The sequence below is a fragment of the Hoeflea sp. YIM 152468 genome (assembly GCF_029210485.1).
Classification (GTDB): Bacteria; Pseudomonadota; Alphaproteobacteria; order Rhizobiales; family Rhizobiaceae; genus Hoeflea.
Window position 1 is genome coordinate 110,646 of record NZ_JARGET010000038.1, and the last position, 20,645, is coordinate 131,290.

At 61.2% G+C, this 20,645-nt stretch carries 18 protein-coding genes; 2 read left to right on the forward strand and 16 right to left on the reverse strand.

Annotated elements, in window-relative coordinates; all coding sequences use genetic code 11:
* Window positions 1–118: 118 nt before the first annotated feature.
* The 3 genes from pnp to PZ897_RS18675 form a co-directional block, all read right to left on the reverse strand.
* Window positions 119–2,239, reverse strand: a complete 2,121-nt coding sequence (gene pnp / locus PZ897_RS18665) for a polyribonucleotide nucleotidyltransferase (RefSeq protein ID WP_275754255.1) — start codon at window positions 2,237–2,239, stop codon at window positions 119–121.
* Window positions 2,240–2,584: 345 nt separating this feature from the next.
* Complete coding sequence (rpsO, locus tag PZ897_RS18670) at window positions 2,585–2,854, reverse strand: 30S ribosomal protein S15 (protein ID WP_275754257.1); 270 nt, start codon at window positions 2,852–2,854, stop codon at window positions 2,585–2,587.
* Window positions 2,855–3,072: 218 nt separating this feature from the next.
* Window positions 3,073–3,435, reverse strand: coding sequence for a hypothetical protein (locus tag PZ897_RS18675; protein WP_275754259.1), 363 nt, complete (start codon window positions 3,433–3,435; stop codon window positions 3,073–3,075).
* A gap of 137 nt (window positions 3,436–3,572) precedes the next feature.
* Between PZ897_RS18675 and PZ897_RS18680 the strand changes: the two genes are divergently transcribed.
* Window positions 3,573–4,286 (forward strand): gamma-glutamylcyclotransferase, encoded by a 714-nt coding sequence (locus PZ897_RS18680; protein WP_275754260.1) that lies wholly within the window; start codon window positions 3,573–3,575, stop codon window positions 4,284–4,286.
* Window positions 4,287–4,402: 116 nt separating this feature from the next.
* Here PZ897_RS18680 and truB read toward each other — a convergent pair whose 3' ends face one another.
* The 6 genes from truB to rimP all read right to left on the reverse strand — a co-directional run bounded on the left by truB (window position 4,403) and on the right by rimP (window position 11,825).
* On the reverse strand, window positions 4,403–5,338 hold the full coding sequence (gene truB, locus PZ897_RS18685; protein WP_275754261.1) for a tRNA pseudouridine(55) synthase TruB: 936 nt from the start codon (window positions 5,336–5,338) through the stop codon (window positions 4,403–4,405).
* A gap of 1 nt (window position 5,339) precedes the next feature.
* Complete coding sequence (rbfA, locus tag PZ897_RS18690; protein ID WP_275754263.1) at window positions 5,340–5,786, reverse strand: 30S ribosome-binding factor RbfA; 447 nt, start codon at window positions 5,784–5,786, stop codon at window positions 5,340–5,342.
* 193 nt (window positions 5,787–5,979) lie between these two features.
* Entirely contained in the window at window positions 5,980–8,661 is a 2,682-nt protein-coding gene (gene infB / locus PZ897_RS18695) for a translation initiation factor IF-2 (RefSeq protein ID WP_275754265.1), read from the reverse strand.
* A gap of 93 nt (window positions 8,662–8,754) precedes the next feature.
* The gene (locus PZ897_RS18700; protein WP_275754576.1) at window positions 8,755–9,411 is read right to left on the reverse strand and encodes an RNA-binding protein; all 657 of its coding nucleotides are present in this window, start codon (window positions 9,409–9,411) and stop codon (window positions 8,755–8,757) included.
* On the reverse strand, window positions 9,408–11,084 hold the full coding sequence (gene nusA / locus PZ897_RS18705; protein WP_275754267.1) for a transcription termination factor NusA: 1,677 nt from the start codon (window positions 11,082–11,084) through the stop codon (window positions 9,408–9,410). Before nusA ends, PZ897_RS18700 begins: the two co-directional genes overlap by 4 nt.
* A gap of 102 nt (window positions 11,085–11,186) precedes the next feature.
* Window positions 11,187–11,825, reverse strand: coding sequence for a ribosome maturation factor RimP (gene rimP, locus PZ897_RS18710; protein WP_275754268.1), 639 nt, complete (start codon window positions 11,823–11,825; stop codon window positions 11,187–11,189).
* 421 nt (window positions 11,826–12,246) lie between these two features.
* Here rimP and PZ897_RS18715 point away from each other — a divergent pair, with 421 nt between their 5' ends.
* Complete coding sequence (locus PZ897_RS18715) at window positions 12,247–13,038, forward strand: hypothetical protein (protein WP_275754269.1); 792 nt, start codon at window positions 12,247–12,249, stop codon at window positions 13,036–13,038.
* Window positions 13,039–13,054: 16 nt separating this feature from the next.
* On the opposite strand, the gene PZ897_RS18720 is transcribed toward PZ897_RS18715, so the two are convergent.
* From PZ897_RS18720 to PZ897_RS18750, 7 genes are all read right to left on the reverse strand, one after another.
* A complete protein-coding gene (locus tag PZ897_RS18720; RefSeq protein ID WP_275754270.1) occupies window positions 13,055–13,759 on the reverse strand; it encodes a tRNA (guanine(46)-N(7))-methyltransferase TrmB in 705 nt (234 codons plus the stop codon).
* Between the two features lie 32 nt (window positions 13,760–13,791).
* Window positions 13,792–15,033, reverse strand: coding sequence for a methionine adenosyltransferase (gene metK / locus PZ897_RS18725; protein ID WP_275754271.1), 1,242 nt, complete (start codon window positions 15,031–15,033; stop codon window positions 13,792–13,794).
* 359 nt (window positions 15,034–15,392) lie between these two features.
* On the reverse strand, window positions 15,393–15,812 hold the full coding sequence (locus PZ897_RS18730; protein ID WP_275754272.1) for a helix-turn-helix domain-containing protein: 420 nt from the start codon (window positions 15,810–15,812) through the stop codon (window positions 15,393–15,395).
* A 152-nt stretch (window positions 15,813–15,964) separates the two neighbouring features.
* Window positions 15,965–17,560 carry an apolipoprotein N-acyltransferase gene (lnt, locus tag PZ897_RS18735; RefSeq protein ID WP_275754273.1) on the reverse strand — a complete coding sequence of 532 codons (1,596 nt, stop codon included), beginning with the start codon at window positions 17,558–17,560 and terminating at the stop codon, window positions 15,965–15,967.
* 358 nt (window positions 17,561–17,918) lie between these two features.
* Window positions 17,919–19,061 (reverse strand): hemolysin family protein, encoded by a 1,143-nt coding sequence (locus PZ897_RS18740; RefSeq protein ID WP_275754275.1) that lies wholly within the window; start codon window positions 19,059–19,061, stop codon window positions 17,919–17,921.
* Window positions 19,062–19,074: 13 nt separating this feature from the next.
* Window positions 19,075–19,590 (reverse strand): rRNA maturation RNase YbeY, encoded by a 516-nt coding sequence (gene ybeY, locus PZ897_RS18745; protein ID WP_275754276.1) that lies wholly within the window; start codon window positions 19,588–19,590, stop codon window positions 19,075–19,077.
* Entirely contained in the window at window positions 19,587–20,645 is a 1,059-nt protein-coding gene (locus PZ897_RS18750) for a PhoH family protein (RefSeq protein ID WP_275754277.1), read from the reverse strand. Before PZ897_RS18750 ends, ybeY begins: the two co-directional genes overlap by 4 nt.

Here is a 20,645-nt window from a genome sequence, read left to right on the forward strand (position 1 = left end):
GATTCAGCTCGACGGCACGGCGCTCAAACAAAAAGCCCCCGGATCATTGCGATCCGGGGGCATTTTTCATGGCATGGCCATCTGGCGGTTCCCCGCCGTCAACCGAACGTAACGCGGCTTATTCGCCGGCTTCGACTTCCTTGCCGGTTTCCTGATCGACGACCTTCATCGACAGGCGGACCTTGCCGCGCTCGTCAAACCCGAGCAGCTTGACCCAGACCTTCTGGCCTTCCTTGACCACATCTGCGGTCTTGGCGACGCGTTCGGCGGCGAGCTGGGAGATGTGGACCAGACCGTCCTTGGGACCGAAGAAATTGACGAAGGCGCCGAAATCGGCAACCTTGACCACGGTGCCCTCATAGATCACGCCGACTTCCGGCTCGGCCGTGATCGAGTGGATCCACTTCTTGGCGGCCTCGATTTCCTTGCCCGAGGACGAGGCAATCTTGATGGTGCCGTCGTCGTCGATGTTGATCTTGGCGCCGGTCTTCTCAACGATTTCGCGGATGATCTTGCCGCCTGTGCCGATGACGTCACGGATCTTGTCGACCGGGATGTTCATGACTTCGATGCGTGGCGCGAACTCGCCCAGCTGGCCACGGCTTTCCGTCAGCGCGTTGCCCATCTCGCCCAGAATGTGCAAGCGGCCGTCCTTGGCCTGGCCAAGCGCGATCTTCATGATCTCTTCGGTGATGCCGTCGATCTTGATGTCCATCTGCAGGGCGGTGATGCCGTCGGTGGTGCCTGCGACCTTGAAGTCCATGTCGCCGAGGTGATCCTCGTCACCCAGAATGTCGGAGAGAACCGCAAAGTCGTCGGCTTCCTTGATCAGGCCCATGGCGATACCGGCGACAGGCTTGGCCAGAGGCACGCCTGCATCCATCAGCGCCAGCGATGTGCCGCAGACTGTGGCCATCGAGGACGACCCGTTGGACTCGGTGATTTCCGAGACGACGCGCAGCGTGTAGGGGAACTGGTCCGCGGACGGCATCATCGGGTGGATCGCGCGCCAGGCGAGCTTGCCGTGACCGATTTCGCGGCGGCCGGGCGAACCGGTGCGGCCGGTTTCACCAACCGAGTAAGGCGGGAAGTTGTAGTGCAACATGAAGGTGGCCTTCTTGGTCCCCGTCAGGCTGTCGACATACTGCTCGTCTTCGCCGGTGCCGAGCGTGGCCACAACGATGGCCTGGGTCTCGCCGCGGGTGAACAGCGCGGACCCATGGGTCCGCGGCAGCAGGCCGACTTCGGAGACGATCGGGCGCACGGTCGAGAAATCGCGGCCGTCGATGCGGCTCTTGGTCTCGATGATGGCGCCACGGACGACCTTGGCCTGCAGTGACTTGAAGACGGCGCCGATGACTTCATTGCTGAAGCGGGGCTCTTCGCCGTCAGCCGGAGCAAAGTGCTCCTTGACCTTGGCCTTGACCGCATCGAGAGCGTTGTAGCGGGCTGTCTTGTCGGTGTTCTTGTAGGCGTCGCGCAGACCGGCTTCGCACATGGCGAGCATTTCGGCTTCCAGCGCCGAGTTGTCCTCGACGGCAAAGTCGCGCGGCTCTTTCGCAGCGGCTTCGGCGAGCTTGATGATCGCGTCGATGACCGGCTGCATGGCCTTGTGGCCGAACATGACGGCGCCGAGCATGACGTCTTCACCGAGTTCCTTGGCCTCGGATTCGACCATCAGCACAGCGTCGGATGTACCGGCAACGATGAGGTCGAGGTCTGATTCAGGCATTTCGTCGACATGCGGGTTGAGCACATAGTCGCCGGCGATGTAGCCGACGCGGGCGCCTGCGATCGGGCCCATGAACGGGATGCCGGAAATGGTCAGCGCAGCCGACGCTGCAACCAGCGCCAGGATGTCGGGGTTGTTTTCCAGGTCGTGCTGCAGAACGGTGATGATGATCTGGGTGTCGTTCTTGTAGCCATCAGGAAACAGCGGGCGCAGCGGGCGGTCGATGAGGCGCGATGTCAGCGTCTCGTTCTCGCTCGGGCGGCCTTCGCGCTTGAAATAGCCGCCGGGGATCTTGCCGGCCGCGTAGGTCTTTTCCTGGTAGTTGACGGTCAGCGGAAAGAAATCCTGGCCGGGCTTGGGCGATTTGGCCGAAACGACGGTGGCGAGCACGACGGTTTCGCCGTAGGTGGCGATGACCGCGCCATCAGCCTGGCGGGCAACCTTGCCGGTTTCCAGTGTGAGCGGACGACCGCCCCATTCAATCTCGACCTTGTGGGTATCGAACATGTCTTGTCCTTCGTGTGCGGGCATGTGGGCCGGCCGTTTTTATCGGCCTTGCGCTTCACTGCCCCGTTTGATTGAGCGCATCTCGGGCAAGACAGCGGGAGGCTTTGTGTCTGGCCGCGCGGCATATGGCGGCGAAAGCATCCGGCAATCCTGCCCCATGACAGGCTATTTTGGGTGTTCTGATCCGGAGTGCCCGGAGAGCAGAACGGTTTCGGCGCGACGTGTGGCCCTCTGGGCCTGATGGTGCGCGCCGCAGCGCCACGGTTCCTTTTCCATTGGCTGGATCGGAGACCGGAGAAAGGTTTCGGCGGGCGATGCGGATCGCGTCGCCCGCCGAACAGCAGTTTAGCGGCGGATGCCCAGACGGGCGATCAGCGCGGTGTATCGCGCTTCTTCCTTGCGCTTGACATAATCCAGCAGGGAGCGACGCGTGGACACCATCGTCAACAGCCCGCGCCGTGAGTGGTTGTCCTTCTTGTTGTCCTTGAAGTGGCCGGTCAGATTGTTGATCCGTTCGGTCAGAATCGCAACCTGGACTTCCGGTGACCCGGTATCGCCGGGCTTGATTGCATATTCTTCGATCAGCGCAGCCTTGCGCTCAGGCGTAATCGACATCGTAAATCCTTTCAGTCTGGATGGATATGGCGCCCGCTGCCGGGATGTCGTCCAGCAAGGGCCTCGAACGTCAGGCCGGACAAACCGGCGATAACGGCTGGGCTATAGGCCAATTCCAGCCGAAATGAAAGGAAAATTTGGCGAGCAACCCGGTGGCCGCTGCCGGCAATCACCACAGCGGCGCGCTTGAGCCGAGCCCTGGAGCGTTGAGCGATAAATCATGACGCCCTAGCAGCCGCGTTTGAGGTAGCGTCCGGGACTGCCTCGCGCCAGGCAACGGAGCCGGCATCTGCCTCGGAGACGTAAGGCCCATCGGCGACACAGTAAAATCCGTTGCGGAAGCCATCGACATCGGACGTGTTGAGCACGCGCGACCCCGCACCGCCGCCGACCATCGGCCCGCCAAGCCGGGAGAGTGTGCGGTTTGCTTGGTTCAGGCTTTTCGCGCAGCCCAGAATGATGTACCAGCCGCAGCCGCCCGCGTCATAACCCGGCGTCAGCGCCTGGACGGGGTCACTCGACACCGACAGGACCGCACCTGCGAGAACGATAATGGCTGCGGCATTTGAGATGCTTTTCATCAGCTTTCTCCCGTCGGCATACAAACTGCCGCAAGGGGCGAGCCGGTGCAAGCCGGTTTGAAACGCACTTGACAGGCGAAGGCGCTCAACGGACCTTTCGCAAGTTCTGGCCACCGAGCGGAAGGAGCCCTGCAACAATGTCCGGACACAGACGAATGCGGCTGTCGCAACGCCATGTTGATGTCGTCCATCGCGACATCGAGGATCCCGGACCGAAACTGCTGCCGGAGTTCCGGACAGCAACCGATGCGGACTACCAGGAGGCAGTCGAGGGCATGCTGGAAACCTGTCCACCGGGTGATGATTTCTGGTTGTTTGGCTATGGCTCGCTGATCTGGAGGCCGGAAACCGCATTCGAGGAGAAGCGGCTGGCCACGGCGATCGGCTGGCGGCGGCGGTTTTGCCTCGGGCCGGATCACCGCTTCCGCGGCAGCCATGAAGCGCCGGGCCTGATGATGGCGCTCGATCGCGGCGGCCAGTGCAAGGGCATGGCCTACCGCTTGCCGCAGGCCGGGCTGGAGCAGGAACTGCACCGGCTGATCCGGCGCGAACTCAGCCAGCTTCCGTCAGCGTTTCCCTGGCGCTGGATCAAGGTCGCGACCGATCAGGGGCCGCTGCGGGCGCTGACTTTTGCCATGGACCGCAACAACGCCCGCTATGTCGCGGGGCTATCCGACGAGGAAATCGCTGCCACACTTGCCCAGGCGTGCGGCTTTCGCGGTTCGATGGCAGAGTATCTCTTTGCCACCGTCACGATGCTGGAAAGCCTTGGCATCCATGATCGCAAGCTGTGGCGGCTGCAAGATCTGGTCGCCGACCGGATCGAGGCTTCTTACGCTGGTCCGTGGTAACCGGACCTTTTTCTACAGCGCTTCGGATGCAACACAATGCGAACAATACGCCGTATCCGGTTTGATCAATGCCTGTCCGCCGTCGTCCAAATCAAATCACTTGACCGCGACATGCGTCAGCCCTTGAAGACCCGTCGGGGGCGAAATTCACCGCCTGCCACCTCGCCGATCGCGAGCAGCCCGCCACGCACAAAAGCGCAGGCATCATCGGTCGCGATCGGGGCATCGCGGCCACGCAGGATGATCGGATTGCCCATGCGGATGCGGTGCGCCTGATCCTCGCTGACATCGATGCGCGGCAACATGCCCAGCGCCTCGCCGGGCGGCACCAGATAGGCATCAAGCCGGGCAAGGCGTTCGGCGTCGTCCTCGATCTCCTCAAGCGCGATCAGATCGGCAAGCGGCACCATCGCCGCCTCGGCAAAGGGGGCGACCATCGATCGGCGCAGCGCGGAGATATGACCGTAACAGCCGAGCTCACGGCCGAAATCGCGGGCCAGAGCGCGGATATAGGTGCCCTTGCCGCATTCGACCTCGAACACCGCATGGTCCGGGTCGGGGCAGCCAACCAAGGTGATCCGGTGGATTTCGACCTCGCGGGCGGGAATTTCCACCTCCACGCCGTCGCGGGCCATATCATAGGCGCGCTCTCCAGCAATCTTGACGGCGGAAAAGGCCGGCGGCACCTGTTCGATCACGCCGGTGTAAGCAGGCAGTATCGCTTCAATAGCGGCCCGGTCCGGGCGATCATCGGATTGCGCGGTGATGGCGCCCTCAAGATCGTCGGTGTTGCGCTGCTGCCCCCAGGCGACCGTAAATTCGTAAACTTTGCGCCCGTCCATGACATAGGGAACCGTCTTGGTGGCGTCCCCCAGCGCAATCGGCAGCATGCCCGACGCAAGCGGATCGAGGGTCCCGGCATGACCGGCCTTGTCCGCCTTGAACAGCCATTTGACCTTGGAGACAGCTTCCGTGGAACCGAAATCCCACGGCTTGTCGAGAACCAGCCAGCCCGATATCGGCCGGCCTTTTTTCTTGCCCCGTCGCGCCATTTCAGACGTCCCCTTCGCCTTCGGACCCCGGACCATCGCCCGACTCGTCCGCGTCCTGTGCCCGATCAAGATCGCGAGCGACCTCGGGAGAGCGCAGCAGCGCATCGATCCTGGCGTAGTTGTCAAAGCTGGTGTCATCGCGGAAGCGAAGTTCCGGCATGTGCTTCAGCTGCCGGATCAGCGGCGAAACACGGCCGCGCAGATAGCGCGAATGCTTGTTCAGTGCGGCGATGACGGCGTCATGGTCCTTCAGGCCAAGCGGCGTGACATAGGCCGTGGCGATCTTGAGATCCGGCGACATGCGCACTTCGGAGACGGAAATCACGGCGGTTTCAAGCAGCGGATCGCGCACGTCGCCGCGCTGCAGCACCTGGGTGATGGCGATGCGAACCTGCTCGCCGACACGCAGCATACGCTGGGAGGGAGCCGAGGAAGATGGCTTGCTCATGAGATTCCAACCGGGTCAGCGGGCCTGAGCGCCCGAATGCATGTCGCGTTCAAAACACTGTTCTGGACAATGACGGCCATGCATTGATTCAAACACCTCCAGCGCAATTTGCGCATCCAGTCGGATGCCCGCCGCGGGAGGCAGCACAAAAGGAACAGCGGCCCGGCACATCAAGCGCCGGGCCCTCGTCCGATCAGAGTGTGCGCGTGATGTGTTCGACGCGGAAACACTCAATGACATCGCCTGCGCGGATGTCTTCGTAATTCTCGAAGGCCATACCGCACTCCTGGCCTCCATGGACTTCGGCGACTTCGTCCTTGAAACGCTTGAGCGTCTTGAGCTTGCCTTCGTGGATGACAACGTTGTCACGAATCAGGCGGACGCCCGAACCACGTTCAACCTTGCCTTCGGTGACACGGCAACCGGCAACCTTGCCGACCTTGGTGATGTTGAACACCTCGAGGATTTCGGCATTGCCAAGGAAGGTCTCGCGACGCTCCGGCGAGAGCATGCCCGACATCGCCGCCTTCACATCATCAATCAGATCGTAGATGATGTTGTAGTAGCGGATCTCGACGCCATCCCGTTCGGCTGCATCACGTGCCTGCTTGTTGGCACGGACGTTGAAGCCGATGATAGCGGCGCCCGAAGCCTCCGCCAGCGAGATATCGGACTCGGTGATCCCTCCGGCGCCGGAATGGATGATCCGGGCCCGGACTTCTTCGGTTCCGAGCTTGTCGATGGCGCTTGCAATGGCTTCGATCGAGCCCTGCACGTCGCCCTTAACCAGCAGCGGAAATTCCTGGCTGCCGGTATCCTGCAGCTGTGTCATCATCTGCTCGAGCGAGCCGCGTGAGCCGCTCTGGCGCGCCGCCGCCTTGTCACGGGCAAGCCGCTGACGGTAATCGGCGATTTCGCGCGCGCGGGCTTCATTCTCGACGACCGCAAAGCGGTCACCGGCCTGCGGCGTGCCCTGCAACCCGAGAATTTCCACGGGGAACGCCGGGCCGGCTTCCTTGACCTGCTCACCACGGTCGTTGACCAGAGCGCGCACTCGGCCCCACTGATCGCCGGCCACGAGGATTTCACCCGTGCGGAGCGTACCGGTCTGGACCAGCACGGTGGCGACCGAACCGCGGCCGCGATCCAGCTTGGCCTCGATCACCACGCCTTCGGCGGTGCGATCGGGGTTGGCCTTGAGATCCAGCAGTTCAGCCTGCAGAAGGATCGCGTCGAGCAGCTTGTCGAGATTGAGCTGCTTGGTGGCCGACACCTCGACGTCGAGAACCTCGCCGCCCATGCTTTCGACAAACACTTCGTGCTGCAGCAGATCGGTGCGAACCTTCTGTGCATCGGCGGTCGGCTTGTCGATCTTGTTGATCGCCACGATGATGGGAACACCCGCCGCCTTGGCGTGATTGATCGATTCCACTGTCTGCGGCATCACGGCGTCGTCAGCGGCCACCACCAGAATGGCGATGTCGGTGGCTTCGGCGCCGCGGGCACGCATCGCGGTAAAGGCAGCGTGGCCAGGCGTGTCAATGAAGGTGATCAGCTGACCATTCTTTTCGACCTGGTAGGCACCGATGTGCTGGGTGATGCCACCGGCTTCACCCGAAACCACATTGGCGTCGCGGATCGCATCGAGCAACGAGGTCTTGCCGTGGTCGACGTGACCCATGATGGTGACCACCGGAGGCCGCGAGACCGTTTCGCCGCCCTTGTCCTCGACATTGAAAATGCCCAGTTCGATATCGGATTCCGAAACACGGCGGACGGTGTGACCGAATTCGCCAGCGATGATCTCCGCCAGATCGGCATCGATGAGATCGCCAGGCTTCATCATCTGGCCTTCCTTCATCAGGTACTTGATCACATCGACCGACCGTTCGGCCATGCGCTGCGAAAGCTCCTGAATGGTGATGGTTTCCGGCAGTTGCACCTCGCGCATGACCTTTTCGCGTGGCTCCTGCGCCATCGAGCGGCGCATTTTTTCCTGACGGCGGCGCATGGCAGACAAGGAGCGGCCACGCGAATTGCCGTCATCATTGAGTGCTGCGGTCAGTGTCAGCTTGCCACGGCGCCGATCTTCTTCGGCCTTGGGACGCGCCGGCTTGGCCGCTTCAGGACGCGCACCCTTGGCGCCTGGACGGGCTGGGCCACCGGGACGGGGCGCACCACTGGGGCGCGCCGGGGTTTCGTCTTCGCTTTCACGACGACGAGCCCGCACAGGCTCCTCGGCGGTGGGCGGCACCGCTTCGGCCGGCGCGTTGGCAGCAGCCTCGGCATCCAGGAGGGCCTGCTTTTCGGCTTCCTCGGCGAGGCGCGCATCTTCTATGGCCTTGAGGCGGGCGTTTTCAGCTTCCTCAATGGCGCGGCGGGCGGCCTCTTCTTCGGCACGCTTGCGCTCTTCCAAATCCCGCACACGACTTTCCTGCAAGGCGCGGCGACGGGCTTCGACTTCATTGGCGGACAGTTGGTTGAGGACAGCACCGCGCGGCGGAGCCTTCGGCGCCGGAGCCCGCGGAGGGGTAACCGGAGCTTGCGGCTTCGACGGAGTTTGCGCGCTTGCCGGGGTCGACGGCGCTGCAGCGGCAGCCGGCGCGCGGGGAGCGGCTGGTGCAGCAGAAGCAGGCACATCGGCCGGCTTGTCGGCAACTGGCGCTGCCGGCCGCGGCTTGAGGGTCACCGGCGGCACCGGCTTTTCATCCTCGGGACGGGTGATGCGGCGCTTGCGCGTCTCCACCACCACAGCCTTGGTACGGCCACGGCCCATCTCCTGGCGAACCATCCCCTGCTCGATCGCGGGGCGTTTCAGCGAGAAGGTCTTCTTGCCGGGTACACTGATTGTCTTGTCGTCGTTACTGTCGTTCATTCCGTATCCGTTTCCGCGGGAAACCGCATCGCTGATCTGCGCGCCGGCTTCTTGATAGATCGCACCCGGGCTTTAATGCCCGGCAGCCCGTTTTCAGTCCGGCCCCGCCTGGGGACCGTTTCTGTAGCGCGCAAGCATCTTTGCGCGCTTCACTACACCCTCACCGGCCTGCCCTGCAAGCGCGGCGGCATGGATAAAAGCGCCATCGCCCAAAGCAAGCCCCAATTCATCGGCTGAAAACTGCCGAAAGACAGGCACCTCAGCCTCATAGACACCCATTGCGCCGGCCGTATTGGCCTGCCGCAATTTGCGCACACCGTCCTCGGCGGCATCCGTCGCATGCATCAGCGCCACCGCAGCGCCTGAGCGCAAGGCGTCATCCACCTTACCAGATCCGGTAACAAATTGGCCCGATTTTCGCGCCAGGTTCATCATACCGAATAAACCGTCACAAAGCAGCCTGTCGACCACTTCACCCAATGCAGGATCCGCCGTCACCTCAACCTTGAGTGCCCGACCGAAGAGCTTGCGCTTGACCGCAAGGTCAACCGCGGCCCGCTCGGCCGTCACCCAGCACCCCCGCCCCGGCAGGACAAGGCGCAGATCCGGGACAACAGAGCCATCAGGCCCGGCCACGAACCGGATCAACCCGTCGGATTGACCCCGCTCCCTGGTCACTATGCACATCCGGTCGTTCACGGGCTCGATCCTGACCTTCACTGCAACGCCTCCGGCAACGCTGGACCTCAGGCCTGCTCGTCGCCTGCCGCCACCACTGTTTCCGCTGCAGCGGCTTCGGCCTCGCCTTCGGCAGCTTCGCCTCCGCCCTCGCCTTCGCCTTCGTCTTCGCCTTCTGCCTCCTCGACGACCAATTCGTCTTCGGAGATCCAGCCCACCGCAAGACGTGCCTGCAAGATCATTTGCTCAGCTTCCGCCCGGGTCACCTCGAGGCTGGAAAACAGGCCTTCAAAGCGTTTGGTTTCACCATCCTTGCGCTCCGACCAACCGGTCAGATCGTCAACGGCACAGCCGGCGAAATCTTCGATTGTCTTGATCCCGTCGCCACCGAGCGCCACCATCATCGCGGTGGTGATCCCGGGGATCGAGCGCAACTCATCCTCAACACCCAGCTCCTGGCGCTTGGTATCCAGCTCGGCCTCGATCCTGTCGAGGTATTCCTTCGCACGGGTCTGAAGCTCGTTTGCAGTTTCCTCGTCAAAGCCTTCGATCGCGGTGATTTCACCGATTTCGACATAGGCCACTTCCTCAACCTGGCTGAAGCCTTCCGAGGCGAGCACCTGGCCGACCATTTCGTCGACATCAAGCGCTTCCATGAACAGCTGCGTGCGCTCGTGGAATTCCTTCTGACGGCGCTGGCTTTCTTCTTCCTCGGTGAGGATGTCGATGTCCCAGCCGGTCAACTGCGAGGCAAGCCGGACATTCTGGCCGCGACGGCCGATGGCCAGTGACAACTGCTCGTCCGGCACCACGACTTCGATGCGCTCGGCATCCTCGTCGAGCACCACCTTGCTCACCTCGGCCGGCTGCAGCGCGTTGACGATGAAGCTCGCCGGCGAGGGTGACCAGGGAATGATGTCAATTTTCTCGCCCTGCAATTCGCCCACGACGGCCTGCACACGGCTGCCGCGCATGCCGACGCAGGCACCGACCGGATCGATGGCGGAATCATTGGAGATCACGGCAATCTTGGCGCGGCTGCCCGGATCACGCGCGACCGAACGAATTTCAATGATGCCGTCATAGATTTCCGGCACTTCCATCATGAACAGCTTGACCATGAACTGCGGATGGGTGCGCGAGAGGAAAATCTGCGGTCCGCGCTGCTCGCGGCGCACGTCATACACATAGGCACGAACCCGATCGCCATAGCGGAAGGCTTCGCGCGGGATGGTTTCATCGCGCCGGATGATGCCTTCGCCACGGCCGAGATCGACGATGACGTTGCCGTACTCGACGCGCTTGACCGTGCCGTTGACGATCTCGCCAATGCGATCCTTGAACTCGTCGAACTGCTGGTCGCGCTCGGCTTCCCGCACCTTCTGCACGATCACCTGCTTGGCGGACTGGGCCGCGATACGGCCGAAATCCATCGGCGGCAGCGGATCAGCAATGAAATCGCCAAGCTGCGCATCGGGATTGCGGTCACGCGCCAGCATCAGCGGGATCTGGGTCGAGTAATCCTCTGCATGCTCGACAACCTCGAGAAGACGCTGCAATCGGATTTCGCCGGTCTTTGCGTTGATGTCAGCCCGTATGTTGGATTCCGATCCGTAGCGCGAACGCGCAGCCTTCTGGATCGCGTCCGCCATCGCGGAGATCACGATCTCGCGGTCAATGGACTTCTCGCGAGCGACCGCATCGGCGATCTGAAGAAGCTCAAGCCTGTTTGCACTGACTGCCATGTCTGTCTCCATGTGTCGGCTCGCAACCGGCGGGCCTTGTCTGGTTTGGGTCCATCAAACGGACCTGATCAACTGAGCCCGGCGGGCACCATCAAAATCGTTTCAGGCCTTGTCCCCGGCCTCTCCGGCGTCACCGGCTTCTTCATTTTCATCGTCTGCGGGCTCCTCGAGAGCCTGTGCGGCCTTTGCGGCCTTGTCTGCGCGCAGCGATTCGCGAACCAGCTCATCGGTCAGCACCAGCTTGGCCTCGGCCAGCGCCGAAAACGGAATCACCGCAATATTGATCTCGCCCTCGACCGGCTGCTCGCGCTCGACCGAAAATGCGGTCTCGGTCACATCACGGATGTATCCGCGAAAACGCTTTCTGCCATTGATCAGGACCGACGCATCGCAACGGGCCAGATGGCCTTCCCAGCGCAGGAAATCGGACTTTCGCACCAACGGCCGGTCGATACCGGGTGACGAGATTTCCAGATGATAGGCCTTCTCGACAGGATCCTCGACATCCAGCGCCGGCGAAATCGCGCGGGAAACCGCTTCACAGTCCTCGACGCTCATGGTGCCGTCGTTGCGTTCCGCCATGATTTGCAGTGTCAATCCATTCTGACTCAACTGGCGAACCCGCACAAGGCGCATGTCCAGAGATTGAATCAGCGGCTCGACAATTTCGGCAATGCGCGCGTCAACGCCGGTTTCGGTGACCAGTCTTTCCTCATGAGGCATTGCGGTGTCGTCTGTCATCGGTCCCTGGTCCTGGCTGCTGCATGAGTCCGCAAACCGGCTTCGATTTGAGGACTGAATCATACAGCACATTTGAAACGTGCTGCGGTGTGGCTTGTGTGTCATCTTCGGCATGACACACGCTGCAATGGTTCAACTGAGCGCCTGGCAACAAAAAAGAGCGGGTCCTCGCGGGCCCACCCTTGCTCAGAACGATCAAGAATTTGGGCGTTATATAGCCTGCTTCAAGCTCAGGGGCAAGATATTTCGCGATTCTTGCAACTTTGCACCTCCAGCGCCGCGCGGTCGCGCGATTGACCGGCGACATCGCCCCAATCCAGTGACGCCCGGCCGCGTAACCATAAGTAAACCTGATTGACTCAGACTGGTCATTCGGCCGCGAATTGTCGCCCCCCGACCCGGAGCGAAACGAAAGACCGCAATGAGAAAGCAACACGACCTACTCGAGAATGCGGTGATCGTCGCCGCCCATCCCGATGACGAGATCTTGTGGTTTTCGTCGATCATGCAACAGGCCCGCCAGGTGATCATCCTTTATCGCGACTTCTGGGCTGTACCGGATCTTGGCAACAAGCGTGCGGCCGCAATAGCCAATCTGCCGCACGACAACGTAACCTGGCTGGAACTGGCCGAAGCGGGCTCTTACGGCTGCGCCGACTGGACGTCGCCCGAGATGTCGGAAACCGGGCTGGCCTTTACCGCGACGGCGACGATGCGCGATATCAAATCGATGGTGAAAAAAATGGTCCCGGCTGACAGCCCAGCGCCGGCGGCACGGCTGGCGCAGGCCTATAACGACAATTTCTTCACCATCGTCGAGCGGCTTCGTCCGATGCTGAGCGAAGACATGAATGTGTTCACCCATAATCCCTGGGGAGAGTACGGCCACGAAGATCATGTGCAATGTTTCCGGGCCGTCGACCGTCTGCGCCAAGAGATCGGATTCAAATTGTGGATGTCCAACTACTGCACGGAGCGCTCGCTGCCCCTGGCAATGACCTATTTCCAGCGAACTCCGGGGCCCTTCATTCGCCTTCCCGCCGATGTGGAGTATGCGCAACGGGTAGCCCAGGCCTATGTCGACGCAGATTGCTGGACCTGGATTGACGATTGGGACTGGTTCGAAGATGAGTGCTTCATGGAGGCGCCGGCTGGCCCGTCCAGCGCGCCGGGACAGGGCCGTCTGTTCCCGCTGAATTTCTTTTCAATGTGAGCGCTACACGCGGGTCTCAGGCGAGCCTGACGAATTCGAGATAGCAAGGCTTGCGGCCTTCGCGGATCGCCTTGGCCTCATAGCGGGTGCCGGGCCAGCCTGACCATGGCTCGCGCCAGTCGCTGGCCTTGCGGGCAGTCCAGTCGAACCCCGAATGTGCAGCCATGTGAGCAAGCGTCCAGTTGACATAGGAGTCGATGTCGGAGGCAAAGCCGAAGCGGCCGCCGGGTTTGAGCACACGGGCAAAGCGGTCGAGATTGAGCCGGGAGACGAAACGGCGCTTCCAGTGCTTCTTCTTGGGCCACGGATCGGGATAGAGCAGATCGATGCGATCGAGGCAGGCTTCGGGCAGCCAATCAAGCACCCGCGTGGCGTCATCGTCATAGAGCCGGATATTTTCGAGCCCCTGGCTTTCCAGCCCGGCCAGCAACTTGGCCATGGAGTTGACGAACGGCTCGACGCCGATGAACCCGACTTCTGGTGCATGGCATGCGCGATGAAGCAGATGTTCGCCACCGCCGAAGCCGATCTCGAGCCGGATCTCCGACACCGGACTCTGCCAGAGACTGGAGAGAGGGTCCGGTGGTGGAGATGACAGATCGAGCTTGAACGCAGGCAGTAGCGCTGCCAGCGCCTCGGCCTGCGCAGCCCTGAGAGGCTTTCCCTTGCGGCGACCGTAAAATGCCTCGGTCGCCCGGCTGCGCCTTTGTGCGTTGGTCATGATTTCTATAGCACCAAGCTTGATGGTCTGGCTCAGTTCTTGAGAGCATCCTTGAGGGGCTTGACCAGATCAAGCTTTTCCCAGGAAAAAGAGCCGTCGCGGCCTGGCTTGCGGCCAAAATGGCCATAGGCTGCCGTGCGCGCATAAATCGGCTTGTTGAGATCGAGATGGGTGCGGATGCCGCGCGGAGTCAGGTCCATGACCTTGGGCAGCGCCTCTTCAAGGGCTGCTTCAGAGACTTTTCCGGTGTCATGGAAATTGACATTGATCGACAGCGGCTGCGCAATGCCAATGGCGTAGGCGAGCTGGATCGTGCAGCGCTCCGCGAAGCCGGCGGCAATGGCGTTTTTCGCCAGATAGCGCGCCGCATAGGCCGCCGACCGATCGACCTTGGTGGTGTCCTTGCCGGAAAAAGCCCCGCCACCGTGAGGTGCCGCCCCGCCATAGGTATCGACAATGATCTTGCGCCCGGTCAAGCCGGTATCGCCGTCAGGGCCGCCGATGACAAACTTGCCAGTCGGGTTGATATGCCACGCGCAATCTGTGGCAATCGGAAGGTCACCCAGCGCCTGCCGGATGAAAGGCTCAACAGCCGTTCGCACCTTGGCCGAATCCCAGCCTTCATCCAGATGCTGGGTCGACAGCACGATCGCCGTAACTTCGCTGGGCTTGCCGTCGACGTAGCGAACGGTAACCTGGCTCTTGGCGTCAGGGCCGAGTTGGCCGACGTCGCCTTCGCCCTTGTGGCGAGCGGCGGCGAGAAGCTCGAGAATCTTGTGCGAATAGTAAATCGGCGCCGGCATCAGGTCCGGAGTCTCGCGGCAGGCATAGCCGAACATGATGCCTTGATCGCCCGCACCTTCGGAACCCTGCTGGTCTGAGGAATTGTCGACCCCTTGCGCAATATGGGCCGACTGAAAATGCAGCAATACGTCGATTTTGGCGGTTTTCCAGTGAAAGCCATCCTGCTCGTAGCCGATGGACCGTATCGCCTTGCGCGCGGCAGATCTGAATTTGGCGGGATTGATGACTTCCTTGCCCGACTTGTCCAACTTGACCAGTGACGGAGGCACCCGGACCTCACCGGCAATAATAACCCTGTTGGTGGTCGCAAGCGTTTCGCAGGCCACCCGCACATCCCCTGGATTCATGCCGGATTTTTTCGCTTCGCGATAAACCAAATCAACGATTTCATCAGAAATCCGGTCGCACACCTTGTCAGGATGGCCCTCGGATACTGATTCACTGGTGAAAAGGAAATTCGAGCGCTCCATGGCAGGCTCCATCAGATTGAATTGGTGAAGCCTCTTTAGTGGCTACACAGGCCCCTGACAAGGTCAGAATGACATAAATATATCTTGATATGTTGGCCGAGGTGCCGATTCCATGATGGCGCTTCGCGCACTCTGGTGCGGTCGTGCCGCTGCACGACCGCACCAGAGTGCGGCACCGCCAGCCCAATGCGCCCCCAGCGACCTGCATCCATTCGGACGCACAAAGGCCGATGCAGCACTTTGATAAGATGCATGTACGTTATCGTTCAAACGACCAGGTTCGAACGCGAAATGCCTTGGCCGGCGATGCCTGCAAACCGCAAGATCGCCCTCAATCAGACGCCAGCGACAGCAGACGGCTATTCGACGTCAGGCTCGGCCGCCAGCGACTTAACCAAATCAACCAGTTTGCGCCGGACTTTGGGGTCAGCGATCTTGATAAAGGCGCGATTGAGCTGAAGACCCTCGGACGAAGACAGGAAATCAACCACGTAATTGGAGCTGTTGGCTTCGGCCATCCCCGGCTGTCCGGTGGACGGATCCCCTGGCGCGTCTTCAAAAAAGAAGCTCACTGGCACATTGAGAATGGTCGAGATGTTCTGCAGGCGGCTGGCGCCAACGCGATTGGTGCCCTTTTCATACTTCTGGATCTGCTGAAAAGTAATGCCCAACGCGTCGCCCAGCTTCTCTTGGCTCATGCCGAGCATGGTACGCCGCAGACGGACCCGGCTGCCGACATGAATGTCGATTGGATTAGGCTTTTTCTTGGTTTCAATCATAGGTTCGTCCTGATATGAGCCTAGAGCTCGTTCCTTTATTCATCCCGCTGTGATTAGATTTCGCATTACCAGCAGCATCCAGGTAACGTTTGCGTATCCGCAACGGGAAGTTGGGTTGACGAAAACAACTATGCTATTTTAGGGGTTTTCCGTCAATCAAAGCGTTGAATTTTACTTCTGCGCGCAAACCCCGCCATCATTGCCAGTATAACGATAATCAATCCAAAACTAAATCGTCGATTGCCCGCGCTCCAGACAGTGTCAGTGTCTGGAGGAAGCGCCACATCAAAAACTCCCGCCTCGCCAAGAGGCAGGCCACCGACGACCCGGCCTCCAGCATCAATGACAGCGGAAATACCGCTGTTTGCCGCTCTGACCAGCGGCAAACGTGTTTCGACCGCACGCAACTGAGCCTGCCGCAAATGCTGGTAGGGGCCAGGGGTCATGCCGTACCAGGCATCGTTCGTCAGATTGAGCAGCAAGTCGCCACGGCTCCCGGACAGCGTCGAGAGCCCGGGAAATATCGCCTCGTAGCAAATCAGCGGCACAGCATTCAGCCCGCCGGACAGCGACAGGGTTGTGCGGTGATCAGCCGCGGAAAATCCGCCGAAGGTCTCGGCCACCGGCGCCAATCCAAACCGCCGCAACAGCCTTTCAAACGGAAGGTATTCGCCAAAAGGCACCAGGTGCGCCTTGTCGGCGGAACCGATAATCTGACCCTCATCATCGATGACGTAGATGGTGTTGTAGAAACGCTGCGGCGCGCCGCCAATGCCATCTTCGAACCGGACCGCACCGGTGACAAGCGTCTGTCCGACCTGCAGCATTCCGGCTATGCGCGACAACGCGCCGGGATTTTCGGTCAGCAAAAACGGCAATGCCGTTTCCGGCCAGACAATATGGGTCGGTCTGGGTGCGCCGTCACGCGGCGACACTGCGCTGAACTGGAGCAGCCTGGCAAATATGCGTTCGCGCTCGGCCATATCCCACTTCGCAGATTGATCGATTGCCGGCTGGACGATGCGAACAACGGTCCGAGCCGGGGCGGGATCCGCGCTGTCGATACGATGCAGCGCCAGCCAGCCGTAACCGATGTGAAGGGAGAACAGCAGCAACGCCGCAACCATGCCCGCGACCGCACCGCGCCGTGTTCCGAGCAGGGCCGGCGCCGAAAACACGAACACGGTCAAGGCCGACATGCCGAATATGCCGACAATCTCTGCCGACTGCATCATCAGCGGCGCCGGCATGGCCGCATAGCCAATGGCATTCCAGGGAAACCCGGTGAGGACAAATCCGCGCGCCCACTCGGTCACCCCGAATGCAGCCGCAAGGGCTGCGACCCGCCCCACCCCGTCCGACCATAACAGCCAGGCCAGGGCTGTGGCGGCACCGTAAAAAATTGCCAATAGCGCCGGCAGGCCGAGCACGGCAAGCGGCAAGGCCCAGGCGAAACCATCCGCATCGACCAGCAAGGCATTGCCCAGCCACCACAGACCGGCAACGAAATATCCGAAACCGAACCACCAGCCGGTCGCAAAAGCCGGCCGCATCCGGCCGACAATGCCGGCCTCGGCAGACCCGCTGGCGCCATCGAGCAGCCAGACAAGAACCGGGAAGGAAACGAACAGGACCGCGAAGAAGTTGAATGGCGGCAGCGCCAGGACAGCAAGAGCGCCAGCCCCAAAGGCCAGGACCATGCGCTTGCCGCCCCAGCTCAGCATGATGGATTCAGCGATTCGTTCCAAATCCGTCTTACCCCCGTCAAAGACCGCCGGCTGTTGTGACGCTTGCCGGCCAAACGAATCAGTTGGTGCATCTTTTCAAAAAACCACGCTCATGTCCGTCATCTGCGTCGGCTTTTTTGTTGTGCCAGCCACAGCGGAATTGCCGGGTCGGACGGAACCGATTGATTCCAATGCGTCTTCTTCTTTCGGAGGTGATGTCAGCGCATGCAGGCACGTCCAAACATCTGCCTTTGGCCGATAATCTGGATGCATCATTTTCAAGAGCTGCCGCGACCTGTGGACACCCGCTGGATGCCCGGGAGATGCCAAAACGCATCTGCGTCGCGGTGTCACCGCCAAAATCAGCGGTGAACCGGGGTCAGGCCGCACTTACATCGTCGACATCGGGTTTCGTCTTGGAAGCCGGCTCGCCGCGACCGGGGCGGCGGCGCAGACCCTGCCGCTTGCGTATGATGCGCACGCGTTTGACCCGGCGCGGATCCGCATCCATGACGTGGAATTCGAAGCCCGGCAATGCCTGGACGACTTCGCCGCGGGCCGGTACACGGCCGAGTTCGGAGAAGATCAGGCCACCAATGGTGTCGACTTCCTCGCTCTGTTCGCGGATGTCGAAGTCCGAGCCGATTTCCTCGGCCAGATCATCCAGTTCGGCCTTGGCGTCAACCACCCAGATGTCTTCGCCAACCTTGCTGATCAGGGTTTCGTCTTCGTCATCATGTTCATCGGCAATATCGCCGACGACCATTTCAACGATATCCTCGAGCGAGACAAGACCGTCGGTACCGCCATATTCGTCAATCACCAGCGCCATCTGAATCCGATTGGCCTGCATCCGCTGCATCAGGTCGGAGGCGAGCATCGATGCCGGCACGAACAGGACCTTGCGGGTAATGCCGGATTCCTGAAGGGTTTTGCTCAGATCCACCCGGGAGAGATCGAGTGTGTTGAGCGAATTGCGCTTCTGCAGCGCCGCAGGGCTCTTGGCGGCGGATTTGCGTTTGGTGCGCGCCTGCTTGGTGATCCAGGCCAGAAGATCGCGAATGTGAATCATGCCGCGCGGATCATCGAGGTTTTCAGCGTAGACCGGCATGCGCGAGTGGCCCGATTCCTCGAAAATATCGAGCAGCCGGCCAAGCGTGGTGGTCTGGTCCACTGCCTCGACATCGGCACGCGGAACCATGACGTCCTCCACGCGGACCTCGCGCAAGCGCAGGATGTTGTGCAGCATGGCGCGCTCATCGGCTGAAAACGCTTCATGCAGTTCGCCGCCGGACTGCAGGGCGTCGTTCAGGTCCTCACGGATGGATTCGCGATCCGAGGGCGGGAACAGCGCGCGTACCAGGCGCTGCCAAAGCCCCATGCCATTGCGCTCGTCCTGATGCAGGTCTGCGCGACTCCCGTGCACCAGCGCGGGAAGATAACTATGGGCTTCTTCGGTGGAAGTTGCGCTCGAAGCGCTTTCTGCGTCTCCGGTCGGGGCCGGGGCATTGCTCTCTGTCATCGTCTCTTCAGTGTCAAACCGGCTCAGTATCGCCGTAGGGGTCAGATAAGCCAAGCGAGATCAAAATACGAGTCTCGATCGTCTCCATTTGCTCTGCATCTTTGTTTTCATTGTGATCATAGCCGAAAAGATGAAGAAATCCGTGCACAATCAGGTGCGAGACATGCTCATCGACCGGCTTGTTCAGTTCAATCGCTTCCCGTTCTATGGTTTCACGGGCCAGAATGATGTCACCCAGCATCGGCCCGGGCTGGCCGCCAGGCGCCAGGACACAGGCTGGAAACGAGAGGACATTGGTGGGCTTGGGTTGATCGCGCCATTGGTTGTTGATCTCAGCCATCATCGCATCATCGGCCAGGACAAGCGATACCTCCGGCGGGTCTTCAGGAAACGGCTGGGCCTCGTGCTGCGCCAGATCCTGTGCTGCGGCCGCAAGAACGGAGGCGGCCAAGGCTTCCGTCCGGGTGACATCGCCCCACTGACCAGCCTCAAGCGATACCGCCAGGCTGACTGCCGGGCGGTCTCTCATCCGTTGCTGTCGGGCTCTGCAGGCCCGGGGGAACGATCGCGACGGCCATAGGCCTCGACGATCCGCTGAACCAGCGGGTGACGCACCACATCGGCTTCACCGAAACGGCAGGTGACCACACCATCGACACCCTCAAGGATCGACAGCGCCTCGACAAGGCCGGAGGTGACGCCGCGCGGCAGGTCGACCTGACTCGGATCGCCGGTGACGATCATGCGGGAGTTCTCGCCCAGGCGCGTGAGAAACATCTTCATCTGCATTTGTGTCGTATTCTGCGCCTCATCGAGGATAACCGCAGCATTGGCCAGCGTCCGTCCACGCATGAAGGCCAGCGGCGCAATTTCAATGACGCCAGCCGTGATGGCGCGTTCGACCTTATCACCCGGCATCATGTCGTACAGGGCGTCGTAGAGTGGCCGCAGATACGGATCGACCTTTTCCTTGAGATCTCCGGGAAGAAACCCCAGCCGCTCACCGGCTTCAACCGCCGGCCGTGACAAAATAATGCGTTCGACCGAGCCGCGTTCGAGCAGATGCGCAGCGTAGGCCACCGCCAGATAGGTCTTGCCGGTGCCTGCAGGGCCGGCTCCAAACACCAGTTCCGCACGTTCCATGGCGCGCATATAGGCGTCCTGGGCGGGCGTCCGCGCAATCACGGTTTTCTTGCGGGTCGAGATCTGCGCCAGGGTCATCTTGCCCTTGCGTTCCAGTGTGGGCAACACAAGCTGGTCGTCGGCAGCCAGCGCCATGCGGATCGCGCCCTCGACATCGGAGCTCTCGACGCTGGCGCCCTTCAGCAACCGGTCATACAGATAATCAAGCGCCCGGCGCGCCTGGTTGATCGCGATGTCGTCGCCACGCAGGCTGACCGTGTTGCCACGGGCCCGTGCATCGACTTTCAGCTTCTGCTCCAGCATCGCCAGGTTCTGGTCAAACTGGCCAAAAAGCTCACTGGCGAGACGGTTGTTTTCGAAGGTAAGCGCAAGGTGGGTCGCGTCCGACGTGCCCGGTGCGGGCGTCGCGGCGTCTGTCCGGGACAGGTGCTCAGCTGTCAA